Raw genomic sequence first — 22,634 nt, 5'->3', positions numbered from 1 at the left:
GATATGCCCAACCCAGCTTCGGACATTCGTTCATAGGCATTAAGGCGGAACGCCGCGGAAATGCGGCGCTCGTGATAGGACGGCTAAGCCCCTTAGATTGTCAGGTCCTCTGGGGCCCAGACTGCTTGGGATCCACGACGAATTTGGCGATCGTTGCGATCTTGCCGCCAGGCCGATCAACCTGATCCATGACCTTCACCTCGGCGAGCCAGCGATCCGGCGTCACGGTGAAGAGCTGGTAGCCGCGCTGGTTGTTGAGCAGCTTAACGTTCGGGTTGTTGTCCAACGTGCGGCTTTCCCCTGAATAATGCGCGCCGCCCGTGCCGCCCGATGAAATTGAGGTCGCGAGGAACTCCGTCGCGATCGCAGGCCCTCCGACGTCGTCCGCGTTCCGCGGCACGGATCCGACGACATTCTGGTGCAGGTCCCCGCTGCCGATCACGACGTTGGTCAGGCCCCGGCGCGCGATGCCGTCGACCAGCCGCTGGCGCGACTGCGGGTAGCCGTTCCAATTGTCCTTGCCGATAATGGGCGCGGTAGAGCCGTCCTTGCGGGCGTCGTACGGCATGAACAGGACTTGCTGCGCGATGAAGTTCCAGCGGGCGTCGTTGGCGAGGCCGCGGTCCAGCCAGGTTTCCTGGGCTGCCCCCATCATCGTGCGCTCCGGCCGGTCGACGGGGATGCAGGCGTCGAGGTCCGCGCGACCGATCCCGGGACGCTCGCAGAGCTGGTCGCTGCGATAAGAGCGCGTGTCGAGGACGTGCATCCGTGCCAAGTTGCCGTAGTCGAGCCGTCGATAGGCTACTCCTGCCCCGGGCCGCTGCGCACGGCGGACAGGGACATGCTCGTACCAGGCCTGCATCGCCGCCGCCTTGCGCAGCGCAAATATGTCGGGCCGGTTGCCGTCCTTGTCGAATTCGCCGGCCCAATTGTCGTCGATCTCGTGATCGTCGAACGACATGATGAACGCCACCGCGGCATGCGCCGCCTGAAGATCCGGGTCCGCCTTGTACTGCGCATAACGGCGGCGATACTGGTCGAGCGTGTAGGTCTCGGCGCCGAGATGTTTCCGAGGGCTAGGCTCGGCCCGGGGCGCCATCTCGTAGATATAGTCGCCATAATGGAACACGGCGTCGAGATCGGGCTCGCGCGCGACATGCGCATAGGCGGTGAAGAAGCCCGTCTCGAAATCCTGACAGCCCAGCATCGCCAGCCGCAGCCGGTCGAGCGATGCACCCGCAGCGAGCGCGGTGCGGGCGGTGCCGACCGGGCTCGCGTCCGTGCCCGCGACCAGGAAGCGATACCAATAGGGGCGATGCGGCCGGAGGCCGTCGATCTCGACATGGACCGAGTGCGCCAGCGCGGCTTCGGCCACCGCGGGCCCCGAGCGGACGATCTTGCGGAAACCGGGGTCCTCGGCGACCTCCCAGCGGACGGGCACGTCGTGCGGCGGCATGCCGCCGTCGGGCGTCTGCGGCTCGGGCGCGAGGCGCGTCCAGATCACGAACCCGTCGGGCCAAGGGTCCCCTGAGGCGACACCGAGCGTGAACGGGTCACGCGTGAACGTCGTTTGCGCGAGGAGCCGGGGCGCACTTCCCAGCAGCGCGAGCGAGAGACCGGCCTTGACCAGATTGCGGCGATCGAACTGGGTCACGAGGACACTCCCTTACGACAGGCGCGGGTCGCGACCACCTATGCCGGGAAGACGGATCAGACGGGCGAAACCCGACAGGGAAAATACCTGGCAAGGTGGAAACGGCAGCCATTCCGTTCGGGCTGGACCGAAGTCTAAGCACCGCGCTCCATTTACGAGCGTTGCACGGTTAGAAAGGTGCCCTTCGACGTCGCTCAGGGCAAACGGGGTTGTATCTCAGGGCGGATGGCGATCGCGTTCGGTCCGTACGCGACGTCGACGTGATAGGCCGCCTGCACCGCCTGCAGGACGCGATCGGTATCCGAAACATGGAAGCGTCCGCTGATCGGCAGCGTCTGCAAGGCGGCGTCGCGCAACAGGATCGGCCGTGCCGAATAGCGTTGCACCTTGCCGATCAGCACGCCGAGCGGAACGTCGGACGCCTCAAACCAGCCGGACTTCCATTCGGGCGCGGTGTCCGCGACACGCGGTTGCGCCGAGACGTGGCCGTCGACGATGCGCGCCCCGTCGCCTTTGCGCAGCACGAGGTCGGCTTCACCGGCGACGCCGACCTCGACCGCGCCGCGATACACCGCGACGGCGGTGCGGGTCGGACCCTGGCGATCGACGTTGAACGCCGTGCCCAGGACGCGCACCGTCGTGGTGCCGCTCGCGACCCGGAAGATCCGCGCGCGCTCATGGCGGACGTCGAAATACGCCTCGCCGCGCATCAACTCGGCGTTGCGTTTCCACGGCAGGATCTGGACCCTCAACTCGGTATCGCCGCTCATGTCGACGCGCGAGCCGTCCGCCAGGACGACGGACCGACTCTTGCCGGCACCGGTGCGATAGGTGGTCGTCGACAGGATCGGGAGGATCAGCACGATCGCAAGCAGCATCGCGCAGGCGGCCGCCGCAAGCCTTGGCGGGGTGCGCCAGATCCGGCGCGGTCGCGCGATCGGTACGGGCGGCGCAGCCGCTACGATCGGTCCGCGTTCGATCTCGCCGAGCGCGGCGACCAGTGCTTCGGAGTGCCAGAGCGCCTGGAGATCGGTGAAGACCTCGCGGTGACGCGGGGATGCCGCCATCCAGGCGTCGAAGTCCGGCCCCGCCGCGGCGTCGAACGCCGGCTGGTTGAGCCGGTCGATCCAGGCCGCCGCCTCCTCGGCGATCTGGCTTTCGCGGGTCATCGCACATCCCCGGGCTCGCGCACTTTTCCCGGCATCGCCTTGTGAAGATCGGCGAGGCCCCGCGTGATATGCTTTTCGACTGCCTTCGGGCTCAACCCCAGATCCCTCGCTATCGACGCGCAACTGTGGCCCTGCAATCGCCGGCGGACAAGGACGTCGCGGCGCAGCGGGGGCATCGCCGCCAACGCGTCCTCGAGGATGGCGACCTCCTGCCGACCGACCAGCACGCGATCGGGCAAGGGCACCTGGCTGGCCGGCTCCTCCGCGGGTTCGGCCGCATAACGGCTGTCGCGGCGATGATGGTCGACCAGCAGGTTCGCCGCGATCCGGAAGCCCAGCGCATAGACGCTGACGAGTTGCTGCACGCGGCTCTGGTGCACCAGCCGTGACAGCGTCTCCTGTACGACGTCCTCGACCACGTCGGTACGGTTCGTCCGCGCCCGCACGTACCGGCTCAGCGTCGCAGCGATCGCGCGCCAATCCTCTTCAGGCGCGCCCGCACGGGTATCGATCTGGTGCAGCGTGGCGGGCATCGAGCATCCGGGTTGTTGGCCCTGTCGACCTAGGCTGCGTTTGTGACAATCTCGGTGAGATCGGCACAGGATCCGGAAAGTATACCAATCCCGATGATGGCCCACAGGCAAGCAACATTACTGCAACGCTGTCGTCATATAAATGAAACCAAATACTTTGTCGGGTTTCGCGAGCCTGGCTCGTCTTGGTCTCGAACCATCGGGGGAAAACATGTTCCGCAAACTTCGTCTGTCGCATCTTCTGCTAGGCACCGTCACCCTGTCCGGCATCGTCGGCACGCCAGTTCTGGCGCAGGCGACGCCCCCGGCGTCGCGCGAGTTCATGTTCGACGTGCCCGCGCAGGACCTGAGCAAAGCACTGCTCGCCTTCTCGCGGCGGACCGGGTTGCAGCTCGCCTCGTCGCCGTCGCTGTTGAAGGGTGCGCGCGGCCAGCGGCTGCGCGGTCGGATGACCGCCGCGGAAGCGCTCGCCCGGCTCACCGCGGGTAGCGAACTCGACGGCAGGATCGTCGACGGCACCGTGACGGTCGTCCGCCACATGCGCCTGGCCACGGCGGAGGCGTCCGCCCCTACCGTGGCACTCGGCGGCGCGGCCGCACAGGTAACGAACGCGTCGGACGTGCAGCCGGCTCAGCTTGCCGACGGCGCGACCGACATCGTCGTCACCGGCTATCGCGAGAGCATCGCCAAGGCGCAGCAGATCAAGAAGGCGGCGACCGGATCGCAGGACGTGATCCTGGCGCAGGACATCTCCGCATTTCCCGACCAGAATCTGGCGGAAGCGCTGCAGCGCATCCCCGGCGTCGCGATCACCCGCGACAGCGGCGAAGGCCGGCAGATCTCGCTGCGCGGGCTCGGCGCGGATTTCACGCGCACCCAGCTGAACGGCATGGAAGTGCTCACCAACACCTCGTCCGGCCTCGACAGCCGGTCGTCGGTCAGCCGCTCGCGGTCGTTCGACTACAGCATCTTCGCGTCCGAACTGTTCAACAAGGTCGTCGTCGAGAAATCCTATGCGGCCGAGCAGGACGAGGGCGGCATCGGCGGCACCGTCGGGCTGCATACCGCCAAGCCGTTCGACTATGCCGGGCTCACCGTCGTGGCATCGGCCAAGGGCCAGACCAACCAATATACGAAGGATATCACGCCGCGGCTGGTCGGACTGATATCGGATCGCTGGGGTGATTTCGGCATCCTGGCGTCGGTCGCGTACAGCGCCGCGGACACGGTCGAGTTCGGCTATCGCAACTGGAACTGGTCGCAGATCAATTTCGGCGCGCGCAATGTCGGCCCGGGCGTCTCGGCGGCGGACCGGGCATTGCTGGTCGGCGCGACCGGCGCCGGCCGGGTCTGGAACAGCCGCGCGCAGACCTACGCGACCTTCTTCAACAGGCGGGAGCGGCTCGGGCTCACCACAGCGCTCCAATATCACCCCGACGACCGCACCGGCGTGTCGCTCGACCTGCTCTACGGCAAGCTCAACAACGATCGCACCTCGGGCGTGATCGGCGCGGCGGGCACCAACGGCATTGCCGCCAACAACGTCACCGGCACGCAGGTCCTGACCGGCGTGACCTTCGACGATTTCAACGACATCGTCGGCGCGTCGTTCGATCATGTCGACATGCGCACGGAATCGAAGGTCACGCATGACCAGACGACCTTCTGGCAGGCCGCGCTCAACGGCCACACCGACCTCGGCAGCAACCTGACGGTCAATTTTCTCGGCGGCTGGTCGAAATCGACCTTCGATCTCGTCCTATGCCCAAGTGTTGCTGGAGTCGGTCGACCAGAGCTACGCCTTCTCAGGCCTGAACACGGGGTCGCCGCGCACCACCTACGGCTTCGACACGACCGACGCGTCGCAATGGGACCTGCAGGGCCTCGAAACCCGCGCCGACCGCATCACCAGCGAGTTTTACAACAGCAAGGCCGAGCTCGCCTGGACCGTCGGCGCAGGCTCGACGATCAAGGCCGGCGCCGGGTTCAAGCGCTTCACGAACAGCGGCTGGCAGCGCAAGGTCAACCTGAGCTACGAGGACAAGCCGGGCAGCCCTGCCGTGCCGACCAGCGTGCTGGCGAACAGCACACTCGCGCCGTACGTCATCGGCGATGTCGCGGGCACCTATGCGCTGCTCGGCCAGAGCACGACCGTCGGCGCGGGCAGCACCGTCACGGGCACCGCCTACGACCTGCTCGAGAAGACCTCGGGCGCCTATCTACAATATGACCTCAATACCCGGCTCGGCGGTATCGGTCTGCGCGCGAATGTCGGCGTGCGCTATTACCACACCACCCTCGGGTCGTCGGGGACGGCGCTGGTCGGCGGGGTGCTCGTGCCCGTCGACGTGACCAACAGCTATGACGGCTTCCTGCCCGCGGCGAACCTGGCGTTCGATCTCAGCCGGTCGGTCGTGTTCCGCCTGAGCGGCAACCGCAATCTGAGCCGCCCCGCGCTGAACGACATGCGCGCGGCGGGCACGCTCAACCTCGCCACGTTCGGCGGCACGGTCGCCGCGGGCAACCCCAACCTCGCGCCCTTCAAGGCGGACTCGGTCGAGACCTCGCTCGAATATTATGACGGGCAGCGCGGCTCGCTGGCGATCGGCGCCTTCTACAAGAAGATGGACTCGTACATCACCTCGGAGACGCGGCTGGTCGCGTACGACACCACGGGGTATCCGGCCGCGCTGCTGCCCCCCGGCGTCAGTCCCTCGGTGCTGGTGAACTACACCCGCCCGATCAACGGGCCCGGCGCGTCGATCAAGGGCATCGAGATCGCCGGAAAGCGCGACTTCGACTTCCTGCCCGCGCCGTTCGACAAGCTTGGCGTGCTCGGAAACGTAACCCTCGCCAGGGGATCCAGCGACGTGTTCTATTCGGGGGTCGCGGTCCGCCTGCCCTTGCCGTCGCTGTCGAAATTCTCGTCCAACGCGACGCTCTATTACGATACCGATCGCTGGGGCGTGCGCGGCTCGGTGGCGACGCGGTCGCGCTATCGCTGGGGCGACGGTGGCAACGGCAATATCGGCGAATATATCAAGGGTACGACGAACCTCGACGCGTCCGCCTATGTCAACCTGACGCGCCAGTTCAAGCTGACTCTGGACGCGATCAACATCACGGACCAGCCGATCGTCCAATATGCCGACGGCGCCGCCAAGCGAGTGATGACCAACACGGTGAGCGGCCGCACCGTCGCGTTCGGCGGAACCATGAGGTTCTAGTCGAAGACGATAGGGCATGAGGGGCGGGCGTGGTTTGCGCAGGCTCGCCCCTTCAAGCACGAGTGCCGTTGGCGATGATCGACGGCCAGCTCGACCCACAAGCAGACACTCGCGGGCTCCTTCGGCCTTCCCAACTTCGGCCGTTTGTTCATGTAGGCATATCGTCGCCGACGGCGCCGCATGGATGACGAAAATTGGGACGAAGCCGTCGTTAAAATAGACGGTCGTGACTGTTGGCTTCTTATGAACGCCATTCGCAAAGCTTCAGAAATCGCTCAGCAAGCCTGCCAGCAAGCAACGTTGCCGGTTTGGAACTCATGCCGAAAAGGCGTCGCCGCTCACCTGACGAAAAACCCTCTCTGTGGTTGTCGCACACTTTCTCATTCCGACAGGGTATTTCGTACAATCTCCGGAGAAATGGAGCACTAGCGACACCACGTACGCCTCATCTCTGCTGCCTTTGCAGCGAGGCCGCGTAGAAAAACATGTGGTTTCGGATAGGCTGGCGCGTGATCGATTGTTTCGTTCAATGGGCATGGAGATGCGCGACAGCCATAGCCCACTTCGGGTAGTTCTCCCGCACCATCATGAAGCTTTATTTTCAGCCACGGACAATTCATTCAAGCATTGCGTGTTGTGGTGACGGATATCGAGTTGAGCGACGAGGGCAAGATGCTTCGGTTTTAGCGCAAGGACGAACCTCCCGCGATCGGAAATGCTGAGTTGGTCGAGCTTGCTTTGATAGAGGGTGGCTGGCAGCTCAGCGTTTCGGTTCCTGTGGTAATTTAAAGGGCACTCTGAACGCCAACCGAGCGCATTGCGTGCCTCGCCCTTGTTATGTCCGGCTTGGGTAGTCTTCGTTTTTACATGGAAATCACACGAATATTCAGGAAAGCGGAAAGTATTATTGCAGATATTTACTGCTTCAGCTCTTTGGACAACGTCCCAGACGGAACCCCCTCCTACTTTTGATATGCTTGCGAATTGGGCGCAAACTTTTTCACGATCTGGCCGAGAGATTTCAAAGCGCACGTCTGAGCGACTAACTACATTAGTGATTACGATACCGCCGCGTTGACATAACACTGCAGCAGGACGGAAAATCCTGCTGCAGCGCACAAACTTAATTTATTTACCATACACTGAACCCCAGCTTGCAAAGGTTCAAGGCCGATACAACAGTTTAACGTGACTTTGCTGGAGTCACACTTCCGGTGCCGATCCACATGCGTGTGCATAGCCGCTGCCCCGACTACTCTGCCAAGGCAGCTTCGAGATTGAGCCTCACGTTGTCGCCGTTCCGGCGGAAACCGGGTTGGTTCAGCTTGACGGACCAGACATAGTCATCCTTGGGGCCGACGTTGTCGATGTGGCACTGGTGGCACTGGGCTCGGGCACGCGCTGGCGAGAGCTTCTGATATGGGGGCGCCTGATGCCCGAAGCTGAAAAAGGCCCAGCCACCCGGCTCCTTGGGGTAGCGCTTGTTGTCTTTGAGCATCACCGCGATGCCGGTGCGCTCCTGGGGAAAGATGACCGTGCTGTCCCCCAGCTTGCACGTGAACGCCGGAGGGCCGCTGCAATCCTTCGGGTCGGTATTGGTCGTGCTGAATTCCTTGACCATCAACGCCCCTTCCGGCCACTTTCCCGTCTTCATGAATATCCGATAAGTGTTCGGCTCGACGTAGACGGCGTGCATCTCAGGCGTCTTCGTCAATTTTTCGTTGAGGAAGCTCTTCGAGATGGTCTCCCACGCGGTATAAGTGTGAACCCATTTGCGGTACCCCTTTGGAAGCGCGGCTTCGCCCTGCTCGTTGAAGACGAGCTTGACTGCCGGCGCAGGCAGCCCGGGTCTAGCCGACCGCTTTTCATCGCTGCCTTCCGAGGCGCAACTCACGACCAATGCGGCCGCAGCCATCATGATAGCACAGGACATCAAACGGGCCATAGATTCTCCTAGAATCGTGCCGACGGACAAACGTTCGCTCTGTTCTTCGTTGGGCGGTCACGGAAGGTTACAACGCCGACGCGCATTTCGAAGGCTTCGCTGGCCTCGGTTTGGTAACGCATAACTGCAGGCATCGCCGAGGTCGCCACAGCTGAACCCTTGGGCAGAGTGTGAACGAAATCCCCGCTCTGCACCTAAACAGCAAGGGGCAGCGAGGTATTGTATTCCGAGGGCCGCCCGACAGATGCCGGGGACCGAGTGCTCACTGCAAGCGGGGGCTACGGATGGTGTTCAAGCCGCGTCTTAGCCGTATGATTATGGCAACTGCTTTTAATCCGTTCTGCGTAGTTTATTGCCCGCTTAGACTTCGGAATCGCGGACTCTCTGCTATTGTACCTGCTTGGATACCGGCGCGGTCGGATCACCAGCGAAGGACTCGGGGGCTGCGATCATTCCTAGGACGGTCGTCATAACAATGCCGACCGAGAACCATGCAAGATCGAGGGATGTCGAAGGTTCGTTGCGGGCGAACGCGTAGAGAACTGCGCCAATACCTCCGGATGTCAATCCGAGTGCTGCGCCTGTCACGTTCAGATGTGTCGGCGCCTCTGATCGAACAGTGAAGGCGAGGCAAGCAAATGGCGCAATTGCCAATAAAGTGATCACGCAAGGTGGGCGAGCGACGTTCGCGCTAAGGTACAGGACCGAGCACATCGGACAACGGGCAGCGAGATGAACAACCGCGATTGCGCCGAGCGCTAACAAAGTGGCTCCCAAGATCTGCTTTGGCAAAACTGAGCCCATGTCTGGGCGCAGCGACGGTACCAATGCTGCCAGACCGGCAATCATGGCGATCAACCCTAATACAGCCTTGGCTATGAGTTGGGTGATCACGTCGGCGTTTTGTAAATCTTGTCTCAAGCCGAACGACATCACCATAATCGCTAGGGCGCAGAACGTACCGACAGAGAGAGATGGCCAGATGATAGTTCGAAGGGAGTGACGTTGGACAGGCCTTGCGTCGGCCGAAAGACGCTCAATTAGATCCTTGGTGGACATATGCGGAATTCCTGAGCTGCAGCGATCTGCGACGACAGCGATTATTTCGCTATGGATGCTCGCACGGTTACAAAGCCCCGACGTCAGTCAGGCAACGTCGTCATCGCTATCGATCACCGACGCGAGCCGTGCGATTCCGCGATGTATGTTGACTTTCACCAGCGCCATCGACTGGCCGGTGGCCGCAGACGCTTCCTGAATGCTGTAGCCTTCCAACTTTACCAACCGGATCACATTGGCCTGTGCCGGCTTCAGCCGAGCGAGCAGCTTTTGAACGTCCAGCCTACCGGTCACCGCCGGACCATGGTCTTCGACGGGCGCCTCGAACCCGCCGATTGGTTCGAAGCGATCGCGGTTAATGCTACGTAGCCTGTCGATCCATTTGTACCGCGCAATCCCCGCCATCCAAGCTCGAAAGGGGCGTTCGGGCTCATAAGTATGGCGCTTCAGGTGGATGGCGACCAGCGCCTCTTGCACCACGTCGTCGACATACGACGGCGGAAGGCGACGCGCGTAATAGCGTTGAAGCCACGCCGCAACTTCGGTGAGGAGGCGATTGTATGCGCCCCCGTTGCCTGCCTGTGCAGCAGTCATGAGGTTACCCCAGCGATCATCGGGGACACTCCGTCCCTTTCCGTGCGCATCCATAAGGCTGACCGGCAGTGCGAATGCCTGCGTCATGGCGGATCTCCTCGAACGTCCGCGGACTCTTGATCCGCGAGGCTCTTGTCCCCCCATCCCCCGCGTAGAGGAACGTACCGAGTACGTATGAAGTTGATACGCGTCGGCTATGTACATCGATAAAGTCGAGCCAAAGTAGCGACTTGTCGCTTAGCAAAAGGTTCGTCGGCGGCTGGGGCATCGGCCCTTGCGTCACCACGAACGTCGATTGTGCCGGATTACCGAATTGTTCGGGCTGCTCGTGCACGACGGGTCTAGGGTGCTTTCGCACTTTGGATCCCGGGACATGAAAGCGAAGTCGCCATAATGCCGAATATTTGCTAAGCCTCGACGATGGAGATGCATCAGGTTCGATATTTTCTATCGATGGCCAGGCTACTGAATTTCACGCGGGCGGCGGACGAGTGCAACGTCACTCAGCCATCGCTCACGCGCGCCATACAGAAGCTGGAGGATGAGCTCGGTGGTGAGCTCTTCCGCCGAGAGCGCAGTCGCACACACCTGACGGATCTTGGTCGCCTCATGCAGCCGCATCTCGAGCGGACATTCGAGGCTGCGGAAGCCGCCAAGCAGCTTGCCAAGAACGTGGGCAAGGCGGTCGTCGCCCCCCTGGTACTAGGCGTCGATGCGAGCCTCGAAACCGAGACGCTGGATGCAATATTGAGCGAGCTCGGCAAGGGTCTGCCCGGGTTCGAGCTCACGTTGATAACCGGGACGTCCGAAGCGCTGCTGGATTCGGCGATGAATGGCCACGTTGATCTGCTGATCGTGGAGTTGCCGGATGCGGCCCCCGATCGTCTGGAACGTTGGTCGTTGTTCAACCACGTCTACCATATGGTCGTCCGGGCCGATCACCCGCTCGCGGCGAAGCCGCCGACATCGCTTGGCGCAGCGCGCGATGAAGTCTGGATCGACCATGACGGCGGGAATTGCGCACGTCTGCGGACTGCGGCAGCAGCGCTCGGCTTTGAACCCTCTGTCCGGCATCGGGCAAGCGACATGGCGCATGTCAAACGGCTGGTAGTAGCCGGCCTCGGCAGCGCATTCATGCCTCGGCCTAGCCATGATGAACGACTGCGCGTGATCCGGTTTCCGGACGCCGATGTAACCGGAGAAGTCGTTCTAGGAGCTGTGGCCGGGCGGAAGCGAAGCATTGCGGCCGACGCCTTCGTGCGAGCGTCGCGAGCGCGCAGTTGGTCCGCTGCGTCCGCCGAATAGCAGTCGCGTCGGGGTCGGCGTCGCCCAATTCGATGCCTGGTCCGATGTCGATCGAGGAGCCGAGTGAGGTGAACTGCCCCGACCTGACGTCTCGCAACGGCCGCACGACGCCGGACGCCGCATCTCCGAGAAGAGGAGAGCCCCCCTCGGAAACGCGTGCGATCACTGCGCTAGGCGGGAACACCGCAGCGTGTAACCGTCTGCCTCGAGCATTCGAATAACGCCTTGAGGCGTTTGGTTCGCCCCTGAGGCACAAAGCCGTTCGCGCGCACCGCGCCAGCCTCTCAAGGGCGCAGACAAGAGAATGGAGCGAATCTGATGCATTATGCGGAGTACAAGCATTCCGATCCGGCGCTCGTTCGGGAAATGGTGGAATCGTTCCCGTTCGCCACGATCATCGTGAACGGGTTGGAAGGGCCCGTGACCGCACAGGCCCCCATTACGTTCCGCGACGGATGGTGCCCAGCAGGAGCCGTCGAATTCCACCTGGCCGGGGCAAACCCGATCACGCCTCTTCTGGCATCCGACGAACCTATCACCGTCATGGTCCACGGTCCGGGGGCGCATATCTCGCCGGTATGGTTCACCGCCACCTTTCCGCTCCCATCTTCAGAACGGGCACGGACGGCACCGACCTACAATTATGTCAGCCTGGTGATGAGCGGGCGGGTCGAGCATATGGATGACCATGCGCTGCAGGTTCGGATAGGGGATCTTGTGCTTGCCAACGAGGGGGCGGACGGTTGGCGCCTCGATGAACTGGCACCCGACCTCTGGAAGGCCTGGCGCGGTGTGATCCGACTCTACCGGATCGAGATCAGGCGCTTCGACCTCACGGCCAAGCTCAGCCTTGGCGATGTGCCGGAGGATCGCCCCGGAGTCGTCGACGGGCTCACGAGGCGCGGGATCCAGGACGACCATGCGATGGCGATGCTCGTCGATGGCTTCGCCGAAGGCTCCGCTTCCCTGGCAGCGGGACTTCGCGCGTTGCGTTCGCCGTTGAAGACCAACGGCGCCTAGCACGCACTGCTAAGGGCCGAGCGCATCCGCTTCCGGGATGGCATGCGAACCTGCTCCTCTCAGGATTGGTCCGCAGACGGTCGGCGGCTTCGCAACGGACGCTTCACCGCCAGGACAGACATGATCGTCGCGAGCATCGCGACATAGGCGACTGCGCCGCCGACCGAGAGCGCGGGCAAGGCGGCGAGGATGAGCCCGTCGTTCCCGCCCGGGATCACGGCCGCTCCCAGGCCCATGAGACAACCGCCGGTGATCGTCTTCGCGGCGTCACGGATCGTCAACCTCCGCGGCCGCCACCGCTTGCGGCGGTGAGCGGCAGCTACCGCGCCCGCGATCGTGGCCGTCACCGTCAGCGCAGCCACATCGTTTTGCAGGCTCATCGCGAGGGGCAGACTGCGGTGAACGAGATCCGCGTACGTCCAGGCGGGCGCGGTCGCATAAAGCGTGCCTCCGGTAGCGCCGAGAACCAGCATAGATAGAGCGAGCGGCCACTGTCCCGCTTGGCGAGCGGTGCGATCGCGTGAAACGACTGCGATCGCCAAGACGAGTATCACTGCAAACGCTGCCAGAGCCACGAACCCCGTCGTGCCCGGCGCGGACAGTATGCTTTCCTGGATGTGTCGGGTCCGGCCGATGCCGATGCCATCGGCGACGAAGAAACCGGCGGCGAGACCGACTGGAAGGACGACGAGCCGAACCTCCCCTTCGCCAAGACGGCCGAGCGATCCCAGCAGACAGGCGTCGTTTATCGTCGCGCCGATCCCGAAGACCACGGCTCCCATCAACAAGGTCCCGCTCACACCCACGGTGCCGGCAAGCATCGCCGATCCGGCAGCGGACCACACCAACGGCACGGCGACCAGACCTGCGGTCGCCGACGCGGCCAGAAGGCCGATGAACAGGCGGGGACGACGATGATGGAGGATCTCGTACGCAGTCGCGACGGCGCATGTGCCGCCTTGATTGACGGAGTAGCCCATCCAGAATGCGAGCACGCAGACGACGAGCGTCGTCATGTATCGGAACCATCGCTCTGTGACGCGGCCGATGGACCGACACGACCGCCGAGCGGCAAAGCGCGCCGGTTCACTATGATCTCGTCCGGTTTCGACGGTACTCGAAGCTGCATGACCCATGTTCGCACCCTGCCCAACCCCGGCGCAAACGCCAACGACGATGCGGACGGGTGGACCGAGCTTTACGACCGTGTCGTTCCGGCACTGAAGCGTCATGGCGTAGCCGATGGCTCGCCTCAAGTCGGGGAGCCCTTCCCGGATTTTTCGCTCCCGGATATGACCGGCCGCTATCGGTCGCTACGTTCCATCTGCGCGGATGGAACGGTCGTCGTCAGTTTTCAGCGAGGGCTTTGGTGCCCGTACTGCTCTCACGAACTAGCGACTTGGGCGGAGGCGCTTCCCTCATTGCACGAGGCTGGCATCAAGCTGGTGATCGTGGCGGGGGAAGTGGCGGATCGCGCGATCACCCTCCAGCAGCTTGTCGGCGACAACGCGATCATGCTCTGTGACGTCGATCATGGTGCCGCGCTAGCAACCGGGTTGGCATTTCACGTCGCAGACGAGATGAAGAGGCGTTACCGCGCCGCCGGCTTGGACCTGGGTGTCATATACGGCTCGGATGGGTGGTTCCTGCCCGTGCCCGCGACCTACGTGATCGATGCCGGCGGCATCGTACGATACGCGCACGCCGATGCCGATTTTCGGGTACGCGCCGATCCACATGACGTAGCGGCTATCGCGGTCGCGCTCCCGTAGCCACCAGATTTCCCTCGTCAGGCTCCGAGGCCCTGCACGACGATCATGGTTCTCAGCCGACTTCCTCCCGTGACCATCACCTTGATGAAGGGTCGGGTGGTCGTTGTCATGATCCATAACCAGCTTGCGGAACAATGGCGTCACCAGGTTTCTTCGAGCGCTCGATGCTGCCCCCTATCAGCCGAAGGCGGAGTTCGGCGTCTGAAAGTAGAGTGCTTATTCGTCATTCCGTCCTGGAATGGCTTAGAATCTGAACAGCTTCGCTGCGGAAGCGAGGGGGATCACGACGGCGAGTGCGACCAGCATGGCGGCGATCAGCCCGTCCCCGGTATGGTCGAGGAGAGATCGCCATAGCAGGACCGCTGCGGCAGTGAGGCCGAGAACGACCAATGCCACGACGATGCGCTGGTAGGAGCCGTTGGGTGTGCAATCGATACAGTGGGCATTGGAGGATGCCGAGAATAGAGGGGGCATGATCGTCTCCGAAAAGTGGGGTGGCGGACCGCCAACGTGTTGCTTCAGACGCAGCGGGCGAAAGTCGATCTGATCCAGGATTCCTGAAGCGGGTCGAAGCCGGCCGAGCGAAGCGCCGTGGCGGTTGCCTCCAGGCGAGCGCGGCCGCAGTGATGCAACGCATTCACGAAGCTTCGCAGCGCTTCCAGGCGTGGATCGGCGAGCGGCTGGACGCTCGGCTGGCCGAACAGTCGGAAGGAAAGACGCTTGAAGAACTGCCCGAATGCAGTCGTTGGGAGCAACCCCCTGCCACGTTCTCCGCGTGCGAGATCAAGCACGGTCTGCTCGAGCGGCGTGAACATGGCTGCCGAGAAGGAAACGGCTTCGGTGGGGTAGGTATCGATTTCAGCGAGGTACATGGGGCATCTCCGTTGATCTGCCCCGAAACTACGAACAACCTCCCGCCTGCGGAAATGCCGTTGGCGTATCGTTTCGATAGCCGACGGGCCGATCGGGTGATCCGCTGACGGGTACGGGCCCAGATCGCGCGACCTGCAGTACGAGAGTGACCGCTCCGGAATCGACTCATCATCCAGGAGGGTCTTCATGCGTTCTCGCCATCGCCGCCGCCGCCAGATTTGGCGATCGCTTGGAGAGACGCGTCGCCGTCGCTGTACGCAGCTTGCAGATGAGGAGACGGCCTTCCGCAAAAATCCTAGATCCGCCGTACGTCCCACCCTGACCGCGATCGCGCCGTGGGCGGCCGCAGAGACGTCCTCGGACGAGCGAGTGCCCTTCTGCCGCCACGACACCGGCTACCGATCGCTCGGCGCTGTCGGTGTCTGCGGCGGACTCTTCGCGAAGGCTGTCAGTCAGCGGGTCGTGCCAGCGGCTGCCCCTTCTTGACGATGTAGGTGACGACTACCTTGAGCGGTACGCTTCCGCTCGGCTTGGCGCGGTGAACCCTGCCCGCCGGGATCGCGAAGCTGTCACCGGCTCTGATCGTACGCGATGGCTGTCCCTCGACCTCGAGAAGAGACTCGCCTTCGAGAACGTAGCCGATCTCGTTCTCCACGTGGCTGTGTCTCTCGGCCGGCGCACTCGGTTGGATCACCGCGATCCCGATGCTCTCCTCCTTCGAGGGGTCGGAGCCCAGCGGCAGCTTTTCGAGCTCTTTCTAGACGATGCCCTTGATGTCGGTGCTGCCAGCCTGCGCGAGCGCGTACGTTGCGGATCCGATGGTCAGCGCGGCAGCTGCAACCATCGCCCCGTAGCGGGTACCCCTGCCACCTTTGAGCATATCCATATCGCATCTCCTGAAGCTTCGTGGTGCGGTTCGCGCCAACCCGAAGTTCGTCGCAAGTACCCGCCCGGTTACAGAACGGCGCAACTCCATTATACTTTGACACCCGAACCGGTCCGCCGTGACGGGAGCTAGCCTGTTGCGCGATGACAATCGCTCGACAGGCAGACGCTTAGGTCGGTAAACCGGTCGTGCTAAAAGGGGCCGTTCGTTCCCCTGACCTTTCCTGTTTCTCCATGTCCAAGCGGCAATTTCGGCAAAGCTATCGGGAACAGATTTCGGGAATCGCGAGACCCTCAGGCGTCCGTCCACCCGATCAGGGCACATAGAATCTCGATGGCCGTTCGTTTCTGGGAAGGCGGGCTCGGTCGCTATCACCCGAAGCCGGCGATGGGGTTTGATGTTCCTGATCGCGGACATTCGCGAGGGCGTTATCAGCTGCAGCGTTGTCACCTCCGATGTCTTACAGAGCGTACCCTGCCCGCAACACGGTCGGCTCTACAAGATAGGAGACACGATGACGGTACGCGCCTTTCAGATCAACGTCCCGGACGCTGCAATTCAGGACTTGCATAACCGACTGAGGATGGTGCGTTGGCCCGCGTCGCTCGACGCTGACGGTTGGGAAGATGGTGCCAGCCTGTCGTTCATGAAGCATCTCGTTGACCATTGGCTGCATCGATATGACTGGCGAGTACACGAGAAGCGACTCAATCGCCTGTCGCACCAGATGGTTACGGTGGCATCTCAGGACGTCCACTTCGTTTATCAGCAGGGCACGGGACCGGCGCCCATGCCGCTCATCCTGACCCATGGCTGGCCGGGATCGTTTGTCGAAATGGAACATATCATCCCGTTGCTCGCAGACCCGGGCGCCCATGGTGGCGATCCTGCGGATGCGTTCGACGTGGTAGTGCCGTCGCTGCCAGGATACGGTTTCTCGCCCGCACCGTTGCAGGCCGGTACAAGCTCCCGAGAGATCGCGGTCTTATGGCAGGGGCTCATGGCCGAACTCGGATACATGCGGTTCGGCGCGCAGGGGGGCGATATCGGTGCGGGCGTCTCGACTTGGCTTGCCCGATTGTTTCCCGACGCCGTGATTGGCATCCACCTGAACTATATCCCCGGCAGCTATCGACCGCCCTTGGGGACGTCGATGCCAAGCCTGAGCGCCGACGAACAGGCTTTTCTTGAAAGAGGGGCGTCTTGGTCGGCGCTCGAGGGCGCGTATGCGGCGTTGCAGGGCACCAAGCCGCAGACGCTGTCGTTCGGGTTGACGGATTCCCCGATCGGTCTGGCTAGCTGGATCACCGAGAAGATACGTGCTTGGAGCGACTGCAACGGAGACATCGAGAGCGTTATCTCCATGGACACGCTCCTGACGGACATCTCGCTCTACTGGTTCAACGACAGCCTGGCCGCGTCATTACGGCTCTATAAGGAGAACCGTCTCCGTCCCCTGATTTTTTCGCCGAGTGAAAAAATAGTTCCGGCTTTGGGGGTCGCGCTATTCCCTCATGAGCTGCCAATGCCGCCACGTGCTTGGGTTGAACGCGTCTTCGACGTGCATAGCTGGACTATCATGCCAGCAGGGGGCCACTTTGCCGCACTCGAACAACCACATCTTCTCGCCGAAGATATACGCGCCTTCTTCAGGCCATTCCGTTCCGAAACCCACAGTACCAGTGTCAGGTAGTTCGGCCTGCTGCCGTAAGGCTTCCCGTCCGCTTCCCGCCAATTTTCCCTTCACGCCCCGCACGCCGCTTTCCATACCCTCAGGCTCGTCTCGCCAGAAAGCCCTCGGCCATGAAGCGAAATGCGTCGGTGGCCTTTGCCAAGACAATGTGCGGCTCATCGCTGGCGGCGATCCATAGGGCGGCTTTGAAAGCCGCGCCGCTCAGAAGGCGTGACGCAGCCTCGATATCGACCGACTTCATGATACCCTCGGCGACTTAATCGGCGATCACCTGTCTCGTGACGCTCAGGCAGGCATTCTGGCTCGGCCACCTGGAAGGGGCGCCCAGGAATGCAGGCCCGCCAACAAGACGATCCGCCGGACTTCGGGGTCCAGCGCGATCCAATATAGGCTTCGCCTTCGGCCAGCAGCCGTTGCCACAAGTTTACCGCAGCTGCGCCAGCCTATTGCATACGCGCGGCCATCTCACCGTCGACTGGGGCTACGACCGCACCCAGCAGTCCTTTCTTGTCGCCAAAGCTGGCAACGACGCGAAGCAGGAAGTCGCAGTCGCCGGCCATCGTGTGACATTCGACCACGTGCGGCGACCGTGCAGGCGTTCAAGCGTCGAAACCGTTCCTTCGTGATCGTTCGTGACCATCCGGGCATGTCTTGAGGATCATCTTGCTGCCTTTCGCTACCGATCACGAAACAGTTCCAGGCCGGGGGGCCCATCGTTGATCCCGCGCTCAATTCGACGACGTGCCCCCGGTTCAACGGCTCGACCATTCCCCATCAGCGATCGATGTGTTCGATCGGGTACCAGCGATAACCGGAACCGTCGGCTGCGATGTGACCTACGCCCGGAAACGGAAGATGTGGTGCCGCGATCAAGGCACGGTCGCGAGCGAAGCGCTTGAATGCGATCTGCCGGGCGGCGCGCGCCTCGTTCTGGTGGACGTCGAAGGTGATCGTCACGTCCGGCCGCGGGAACTGGACGGTACCGGAATGGATGACATCGCCGACGAAGACGATCGTCTGCCCCTTGCTCGTCAGGCTGTAGAATGCGGAGCCGGGCGTGTGGCCGGGGTGCAGTTCGGCACGAACGCCCGGCAGGATCTCACCATCCGCTTCGATCGGCTTCACCCGGCCGGCTGTGACGTAGGGCGTCAGCGTCTGCTCGGTCTCCGTCCAGAAGTGCTTGTCGATGCCGGTCTTGGCGGCGTTGGTCGCATCCGAGAAGAAGCGGATGTCTGCGCCGCCCGCATATACCGTGGCGCGCGGGAAGACGATCTTCCCGGCCTTGGTCAGTCCGCCGCTATGGTCGGTGTGGACGTGGGTGATGAGGATGTCCGTGATCGTCTCCGGCGCTGCGCCGGCCGCCGCGAGCGCTTCGAGCAGCCTGCCCCCGTTCCCTGGACCGAACAGATCGCCGGCACCGACATCGACGAGGATGCGCCGCCCGTCGAAGTCGATCAGGTAAGCATTGATCGGGGCTTCCGCGGGGTTCGAAAGAAAGCTGCGCGCAAGTAGTTCATCGATCGTCCGAGCCGGGGCCCCGCGCAACAGCTGGTGCAGGTCCAACGGGACCGTTCCATCCGACAGTGCTGTTACCTTGGCATCGCCTACGGTGAATCGGTATATTGCGGGCTTGGTCTGCCGGACGTGCCCCGGCACGGTATCGGGTACGGCAGCAGCGGCGATCGCCAGAGGCGAAGCGGCAGCGAGTACGACGAGAGCAAGTGCCTTCAGTTTGATCATATCGTTCACTCCATGTCGTCGAAAAAACGTGCGGCGTGTTTGCCGCGAAGTAGGATTGTGCAGGCGACATCCGTCAGGAAGGGCGGTGGCAGACAGCCTCTTCTGGTCGCACGCGATGCCAGGACAGAGCCGCGTGGACCTCGGCGGGGTCCGCCCGCAGCCGAAAATCCGGCTCGACGAACGCGAAGCGGACTACGCCGCCTCGATCGATGGCGAAGGTCGCGGGGACCGTCAGGAACCAGCTTTCGGAACCGTAGATGTCCCCGAGGTCGAGCCCGCATTCCAAATAGCGGCGGCGAAGTTCCGCATCGCTCCGGAACGCGAGCCCTGCGCGGAGAGCGACGCCGTGATCGACGTCGCATAGAATCTCTGCACGGTCTCCCAGCAGCTCGCGGAGGACGGCGAGGCGGCCATCGACTTCGGGTACCACCGCGACGAACCGCGCGTGCAGGCTGGCCAACGTCGAGCTGCGCGATGCCCAATCCGCCAGTTCCTCACGGCAGTATGGGCACCAGCCTCCACGGTTGAAGCTGAGAACGACGGGTCCATCGGAGGCCATTTCGTAGAGCGTGCGGTAGCGGCCCTTCTCGTTTGGCAGGGCGAAGTCCGGGAACCGTTCATCGACCCCGGGTGCCTCAGCGCCCGTTCCCTGGCGCCGAAGGCGGTCTACGACGTCCTGGAACAGATCGGCCCACTCGGGAGAGGTCTGCTCGCAGTCCGTCAGGATATCGAATGAGGCTGCATCTGTCATGACCTGGATATGCGCCTGTCGGCGCAGTTCGAGTAGAGATCCGCAGCTATGGGTTCGATGCCTAGCGAACATCGAAAACCGGCCTGGGCGACTGTGCCAGCCGTCATTCCATAGCGGCCAAAAGAGCATCGACCGTGGTCGCGGCGAACGCCGTGAAGCTGTCGGCTACCGCATAGGGTATCAGGACGTCGCGCCCGACCGCCGGCGCGCCACAGCTGTAGACTATGTTCGGAACGTAGCCATCGCGCTGGTCTTCGGTCGGAGCAAGGATCGGCCTTGGCGTTCGGGCAAGCGGCAGCGTAGGATCGTCCTTTACGATAAGGCAGGCGCCGATGGCGTAGTTCCTCACCTTGCCCACACCGTGGGTGAGCACCAGCCAGTGTTCCGCGATCTCGATCGGCGGCCCGCAGTTCTCCACCTGCACGAACTCCCACGGATAGCGGGGCTCGACCACCTTCACGCCGTCCGACCATTCGAACACGTCGTCGGAGGTCACCGTCTCCGCCCTGCTCGACAACAGGCGGCTGGGTCGTGGGGCCGACAGGATCGATGTCGAGCGGGCCACCCGGCGTCCAGAAGGCCGTCCGGAAGCTGAGCGAGGACACGTGGCCTTCACCGATGGCTCGAAGCGACATGATGAATCGCACTGCGCCTACCGGCATGTTCGACTGGTCGGGTTGCAGGACGGCACTGGGATTGAACAGTGCGGCAGCCTCGCACGAATATTCCTGCGTGAAATAGGATCCGATCAGCAGCCGCTGCCGGTCGTTTATCTTCGCGCCGATGCCAAGTTGCGAGGCCAACTCCTCGTAGCGCCGCATCAGCAACCCCTCGACCTCGTTGTGGCGATCGTCTAGCGAATGAGAGATGTCCGCAAGCTCGCCGTCGATATCTCGATCGTCGAGTGCCAGGATTCTCGCAACGATCACCTCGGCGCGGGACCGGCCTTCCGGTCCATGACCTTCCGGATAACCGGGGGCGAATGGCCGAGCTATGGTTCGCGAGGGGTCCGGCATGATCGTCGCGGGATAGTGGATCAGGGGAAGGTCTTTGGTCACGTCGTTCCTCTCGGCCCTTGCCCGATCGCTCGAGCGACGATGGGTCAAATGCTCCTACGTCCGGGCGAGACCCGCATCGACGGTCTCGATCCGCAAATCGCCTTCCAGTGTGCGGTGAACTGGACAGCGATCCGCGATCTTGAGCAGCAGTGTGCGGTGCTCGTCCGACAACGGACCGCTCAGATCCACATGCCGGGTGATGCGCTCGATCTTGCCCTGTCCGGCCTCGCAATCCTGACCGTGGACACGATCGTGGCGTAGACCGATGCTGACATCGTGCAGCGGAATTCCTTCGCGGGCGGCGAACAACTTGATCGTCATCGCGGTACACGTACCGAGCCCCGCCAAAAGCAGGTCGTAGGGCGTGGGTCCCGCGTCCCATCCGCCCAGTCGCAGCGGCTCGTCGGCGACGAAGCGATGCTCGCCCGCGACCACGTCCTGCAGGAACTTGCCATCCGTCGAGCGCACCTGAACGGTACCTTCCAGATTGATCGCTACCTCGGGCACAGGGTCGAGATAGCGCTCAACCCAGGATGCGATCATCGAGCCTACCTGCTCACCGTCTCGCTTGTTCGTAAGCAGGTGGTCGGCACCGTCGAGAGACATGAACGACTTCGGATGCCGGGCGGCATCGAAGATCTCGCGCGCATTATCGATGCCGACGATCTCATCGACGGGGGAGTGGACGACCAGCAACGCTCGCTTCAGTTCGGCCAGTCGTCGCCCCTGGTCCTGGCCCCGCGCCGCGTCGAGGAAGTCCTTGCGGACCGTGAAGGTGCGGCCAGCGATGGTGATCTCGGCCGCCCCGGCACGCTCGATCTCGTCGATGCGCGAGCCGAAGTGGTGAAGGACGTGCGCGGGGTCGAAGGGTGCGCCGATAGTCACCACGGCCTTCACGCTCGGGACCTCTCCCGCGGCAGCGATCACGGCAGCGCCGCCAAGCGAGTGGCCGACGAGCATGGTGGGTGCCTGCCACTTTTCCGACAGATATCGTGCCGCCTGCCGCAGATCCTCGACGTTCGCCGCGAAATGGCTGTCCGCGAATTCTCCGCCGCTCGCGCCGAGTCCGGTGAAATCGAAGCGAAGGGTCGCGATGCCATGAAGCGTCAGTGCCTGGGCTATCCGCTTTGCGGCATGACTCTGGGAGGAGCAGCTGAAGCAATGCGCGAAAAGCGCGAACGCTCGCGGCCTACCCGGCGGCAGGTCGAGCGCACCCGCAAGCTGGACGCCCTCCGCGTTCGTGAACGATATCTTCTCGGATCGCATAGATGCACTCCCACAATGTACCGCTTATTCGCCCCGCTCCGCGAATGCGTTACAGTTGGCGATATCACGCAGCGCGGAAAGAGCTCGCT

At 62.9% G+C, this 22,634-nt stretch carries 23 protein-coding genes and 2 pseudogenes; 7 read left to right on the top strand and 18 right to left on the bottom strand.

Translation table 11 applies throughout. The features are described from left to right. Positions 1 to 100: 100 nt before the first annotated feature. From QP165_RS00390 to QP165_RS00380, 3 genes are all read right to left on the bottom strand, one after another. On the bottom strand, positions 101 to 1,654 hold the full coding sequence (locus tag QP165_RS00390) for an alkaline phosphatase D family protein (RefSeq protein WP_333993053.1): 1,554 nt from the start codon (positions 1,652 to 1,654) through the stop codon (positions 101 to 103). A gap of 194 nt (positions 1,655 to 1,848) precedes the next feature. Continuing rightward, positions 1,849 to 2,823, bottom strand: a complete 975-nt coding sequence (locus QP165_RS00385; RefSeq protein ID WP_333993051.1) for a FecR family protein — start codon at positions 2,821 to 2,823, stop codon at positions 1,849 to 1,851. Next, a complete protein-coding gene (locus QP165_RS00380) occupies positions 2,820 to 3,356 on the bottom strand; it encodes an RNA polymerase sigma factor (protein ID WP_333993049.1) in 537 nt (178 codons plus the stop codon). The genes QP165_RS00385 and QP165_RS00380 overlap by 4 nt, the downstream gene beginning before the upstream one ends. A 142-nt stretch (positions 3,357 to 3,498) precedes the next feature. On the opposite strand from QP165_RS00380, the pseudogene QP165_RS00375 reads away from it, so the two are divergent. Together QP165_RS00375 and QP165_RS00370 are read left to right on the top strand one after the other, a co-directional pair. Then, positions 3,499 to 4,395: pseudogene (locus QP165_RS00375) on the top strand (TonB-dependent receptor plug domain-containing protein); the annotation flags it as partial. Between the two features lie 730 nt (positions 4,396 to 5,125). Further along, positions 5,126 to 6,583, top strand: coding sequence for a TonB-dependent receptor domain-containing protein (locus QP165_RS00370; protein ID WP_333993047.1), 1,458 nt, complete (start codon positions 5,126 to 5,128; stop codon positions 6,581 to 6,583). Between the two features lie 585 nt (positions 6,584 to 7,168). On the opposite strand, the gene QP165_RS00365 is transcribed toward QP165_RS00370, so the two are convergent. The 4 genes from QP165_RS00365 to QP165_RS00350 form a co-directional block, all read right to left on the bottom strand. Beyond that, the gene (locus QP165_RS00365; RefSeq protein ID WP_333993045.1) at positions 7,169 to 7,615 is read right to left on the bottom strand and encodes a hypothetical protein; all 447 of its coding nucleotides are present in this window, start codon (positions 7,613 to 7,615) and stop codon (positions 7,169 to 7,171) included. A gap of 220 nt (positions 7,616 to 7,835) precedes the next feature. Further along, positions 7,836 to 8,528 (bottom strand): cytochrome P460 family protein, encoded by a 693-nt coding sequence (locus tag QP165_RS00360; protein WP_333993043.1) that lies wholly within the window; start codon positions 8,526 to 8,528, stop codon positions 7,836 to 7,838. Between the two features lie 387 nt (positions 8,529 to 8,915). Next, entirely contained in the window at positions 8,916 to 9,587 is a 672-nt protein-coding gene (locus QP165_RS00355; RefSeq protein WP_333993041.1) for a DUF1109 domain-containing protein, read from the bottom strand. Between the two features lie 87 nt (positions 9,588 to 9,674). Further along, positions 9,675 to 10,268 carry a sigma-70 family RNA polymerase sigma factor gene (locus QP165_RS00350; RefSeq protein ID WP_333993040.1) on the bottom strand — a complete coding sequence of 198 codons (594 nt, stop codon included), beginning with the start codon at positions 10,266 to 10,268 and terminating at the stop codon, positions 9,675 to 9,677. A 333-nt stretch (positions 10,269 to 10,601) separates the two neighbouring features. Between QP165_RS00350 and QP165_RS00345 the strand changes: the two genes are divergently transcribed. Beyond that, positions 10,602 to 11,486: a LysR family transcriptional regulator gene (locus QP165_RS00345; protein ID WP_333993038.1), complete on the top strand. Its 885-nt coding sequence runs from the start codon at positions 10,602 to 10,604 to the stop codon at positions 11,484 to 11,486. A gap of 318 nt (positions 11,487 to 11,804) precedes the next feature. Next, the gene (locus QP165_RS00340; protein WP_333993036.1) at positions 11,805 to 12,506 is read left to right on the top strand and encodes an FMN-binding negative transcriptional regulator; all 702 of its coding nucleotides are present in this window, start codon (positions 11,805 to 11,807) and stop codon (positions 12,504 to 12,506) included. A gap of 59 nt (positions 12,507 to 12,565) precedes the next feature. Here QP165_RS00340 and QP165_RS00335 read toward each other — a convergent pair whose 3' ends face one another. After that, complete coding sequence (locus QP165_RS00335) at positions 12,566 to 13,522, bottom strand: YeeE/YedE thiosulfate transporter family protein (protein ID WP_333993035.1); 957 nt, start codon at positions 13,520 to 13,522, stop codon at positions 12,566 to 12,568. A gap of 111 nt (positions 13,523 to 13,633) precedes the next feature. Here QP165_RS00335 and QP165_RS00330 point away from each other — a divergent pair, with 111 nt between their 5' ends. Further along, positions 13,634 to 14,278: a peroxiredoxin-like family protein gene (locus tag QP165_RS00330; protein WP_333993033.1), complete on the top strand. Its 645-nt coding sequence runs from the start codon at positions 13,634 to 13,636 to the stop codon at positions 14,276 to 14,278. 243 nt (positions 14,279 to 14,521) lie between these two features. Here the strand turns inward: QP165_RS00330 and QP165_RS00325 are convergent, their stop codons facing one another. The 4 genes from QP165_RS00325 to QP165_RS00310 form a co-directional block, all read right to left on the bottom strand. Next, positions 14,522 to 14,752 carry a hypothetical protein gene (locus QP165_RS00325; protein WP_333993031.1) on the bottom strand — a complete coding sequence of 77 codons (231 nt, stop codon included), beginning with the start codon at positions 14,750 to 14,752 and terminating at the stop codon, positions 14,522 to 14,524. Positions 14,753 to 14,796: 44 nt separating this feature from the next. Further along, positions 14,797 to 15,150: a hypothetical protein gene (locus QP165_RS00320; RefSeq protein WP_333993030.1), complete on the bottom strand. Its 354-nt coding sequence runs from the start codon at positions 15,148 to 15,150 to the stop codon at positions 14,797 to 14,799. A gap of 449 nt (positions 15,151 to 15,599) precedes the next feature. Then, a complete protein-coding gene (locus tag QP165_RS00315) occupies positions 15,600 to 15,845 on the bottom strand; it encodes a cupin domain-containing protein (protein ID WP_333993028.1) in 246 nt (81 codons plus the stop codon). A 63-nt stretch (positions 15,846 to 15,908) separates the two neighbouring features. Further along, complete coding sequence (locus QP165_RS00310; RefSeq protein ID WP_333993027.1) at positions 15,909 to 16,037, bottom strand: hypothetical protein; 129 nt, start codon at positions 16,035 to 16,037, stop codon at positions 15,909 to 15,911. Between the two features lie 397 nt (positions 16,038 to 16,434). On the opposite strand from QP165_RS00310, the gene QP165_RS00305 reads away from it, so the two are divergent. After that, positions 16,435 to 17,730: an epoxide hydrolase family protein gene (locus QP165_RS00305; protein ID WP_333993026.1), complete on the top strand. Its 1,296-nt coding sequence runs from the start codon at positions 16,435 to 16,437 to the stop codon at positions 17,728 to 17,730. Positions 17,731 to 17,809: 79 nt separating this feature from the next. Here QP165_RS00305 and QP165_RS00300 read toward each other — a convergent pair whose 3' ends face one another. From QP165_RS00300 to QP165_RS19895, 5 genes and pseudogenes are all read right to left on the bottom strand, one after another. After that, positions 17,810 to 17,971, bottom strand: a complete 162-nt coding sequence (locus QP165_RS00300) for a hypothetical protein (RefSeq protein WP_333993025.1) — start codon at positions 17,969 to 17,971, stop codon at positions 17,810 to 17,812. 202 nt (positions 17,972 to 18,173) lie between these two features. Further along, positions 18,174 to 18,311, bottom strand: a pseudogene (locus QP165_RS19900) (hypothetical protein); the annotation flags it as partial. Between the two features lie 193 nt (positions 18,312 to 18,504). Next, complete coding sequence (locus QP165_RS00295; RefSeq protein ID WP_333993024.1) at positions 18,505 to 19,470, bottom strand: MBL fold metallo-hydrolase; 966 nt, start codon at positions 19,468 to 19,470, stop codon at positions 18,505 to 18,507. A 73-nt stretch (positions 19,471 to 19,543) separates the two neighbouring features. Next, positions 19,544 to 20,221 carry a peroxiredoxin-like family protein gene (locus QP165_RS00290; protein WP_333993023.1) on the bottom strand — a complete coding sequence of 226 codons (678 nt, stop codon included), beginning with the start codon at positions 20,219 to 20,221 and terminating at the stop codon, positions 19,544 to 19,546. A 103-nt stretch (positions 20,222 to 20,324) separates the two neighbouring features. Next, positions 20,325 to 20,717 (bottom strand): hypothetical protein, encoded by a 393-nt coding sequence (locus tag QP165_RS19895; protein WP_443019241.1) that lies wholly within the window; start codon positions 20,715 to 20,717, stop codon positions 20,325 to 20,327. A 109-nt stretch (positions 20,718 to 20,826) separates the two neighbouring features. Between QP165_RS19895 and QP165_RS19890 the strand changes: the two genes are divergently transcribed. After that, on the top strand, positions 20,827 to 21,078 hold the full coding sequence (locus QP165_RS19890; RefSeq protein WP_443019240.1) for a hypothetical protein: 252 nt from the start codon (positions 20,827 to 20,829) through the stop codon (positions 21,076 to 21,078). A 255-nt stretch (positions 21,079 to 21,333) separates the two neighbouring features. Here QP165_RS19890 and QP165_RS00280 read toward each other — a convergent pair whose 3' ends face one another. Then, a complete protein-coding gene (locus QP165_RS00280) occupies positions 21,334 to 22,545 on the bottom strand; it encodes a bifunctional alpha/beta hydrolase/OsmC family protein (protein ID WP_333993021.1) in 1,212 nt (403 codons plus the stop codon). Positions 22,546 to 22,634: the final 89 nt, after the last annotated feature.

The sequence above is a fragment of the Sphingomonas sp. 22R3R2A-7 genome, assembly GCF_036856055.1.
GTDB lineage: Bacteria > Pseudomonadota > Alphaproteobacteria > Sphingomonadales > Sphingomonadaceae > Sphingomonas.
This window is presented reverse-complemented; position numbering and strand designations above follow the sequence as displayed.

Bases quoted from the DNA above. Each gene is read 5' to 3' on its own strand.
- QP165_RS00385 (WP_333993051.1), bottom strand. From the start codon at position 2,823: ATGACCCGCGAAAGCCAGATCGCCGAGGAGGCGGCGGCCTGGATCGAC.
- QP165_RS00380 (WP_333993049.1), bottom strand. From the start codon at position 3,356: ATGCCCGCCACGCTGCACCAGATCGATACCCGTGCGGGCGCGCCTGAA.
- QP165_RS00360 (WP_333993043.1), bottom strand. From the start codon at position 8,528: ATGGCCCGTTTGATGTCCTGTGCTATCATGATGGCTGCGGCCGCATTG.
- QP165_RS00355 (WP_333993041.1), bottom strand. From the start codon at position 9,587: ATGTCCACCAAGGATCTAATTGAGCGTCTTTCGGCCGACGCAAGGCCT.
- QP165_RS00350 (WP_333993040.1), bottom strand. From the start codon at position 10,268: ATGACGCAGGCATTCGCACTGCCGGTCAGCCTTATGGATGCGCACGGA.
- QP165_RS00345 (WP_333993038.1), top strand. From the start codon at position 10,602: ATGGAGATGCATCAGGTTCGATATTTTCTATCGATGGCCAGGCTACTG.
- QP165_RS00340 (WP_333993036.1), top strand. From the start codon at position 11,805: ATGCATTATGCGGAGTACAAGCATTCCGATCCGGCGCTCGTTCGGGAA.
- QP165_RS00335 (WP_333993035.1), bottom strand. From the start codon at position 13,522: ATGACGACGCTCGTCGTCTGCGTGCTCGCATTCTGGATGGGCTACTCC.
- QP165_RS00330 (WP_333993033.1), top strand. From the start codon at position 13,634: ATGACCCATGTTCGCACCCTGCCCAACCCCGGCGCAAACGCCAACGAC.
- QP165_RS00325 (WP_333993031.1), bottom strand. From the start codon at position 14,752: ATGCCCCCTCTATTCTCGGCATCCTCCAATGCCCACTGTATCGATTGC.
- QP165_RS00320 (WP_333993030.1), bottom strand. From the start codon at position 15,150: ATGTACCTCGCTGAAATCGATACCTACCCCACCGAAGCCGTTTCCTTC.
- QP165_RS00310 (WP_333993027.1), bottom strand. From the start codon at position 16,037: ATGGATATGCTCAAAGGTGGCAGGGGTACCCGCTACGGGGCGATGGTT.
- QP165_RS00305 (WP_333993026.1), top strand. From the start codon at position 16,435: ATGTTCCTGATCGCGGACATTCGCGAGGGCGTTATCAGCTGCAGCGTT.
- QP165_RS00300 (WP_333993025.1), bottom strand. From the start codon at position 17,971: ATGAAGTCGGTCGATATCGAGGCTGCGTCACGCCTTCTGAGCGGCGCG.
- QP165_RS00295 (WP_333993024.1), bottom strand. From the start codon at position 19,470: ATGATCAAACTGAAGGCACTTGCTCTCGTCGTACTCGCTGCCGCTTCG.
- QP165_RS00290 (WP_333993023.1), bottom strand. From the start codon at position 20,221: ATGACAGATGCAGCCTCATTCGATATCCTGACGGACTGCGAGCAGACC.
- QP165_RS00280 (WP_333993021.1), bottom strand. From the start codon at position 22,545: ATGCGATCCGAGAAGATATCGTTCACGAACGCGGAGGGCGTCCAGCTT.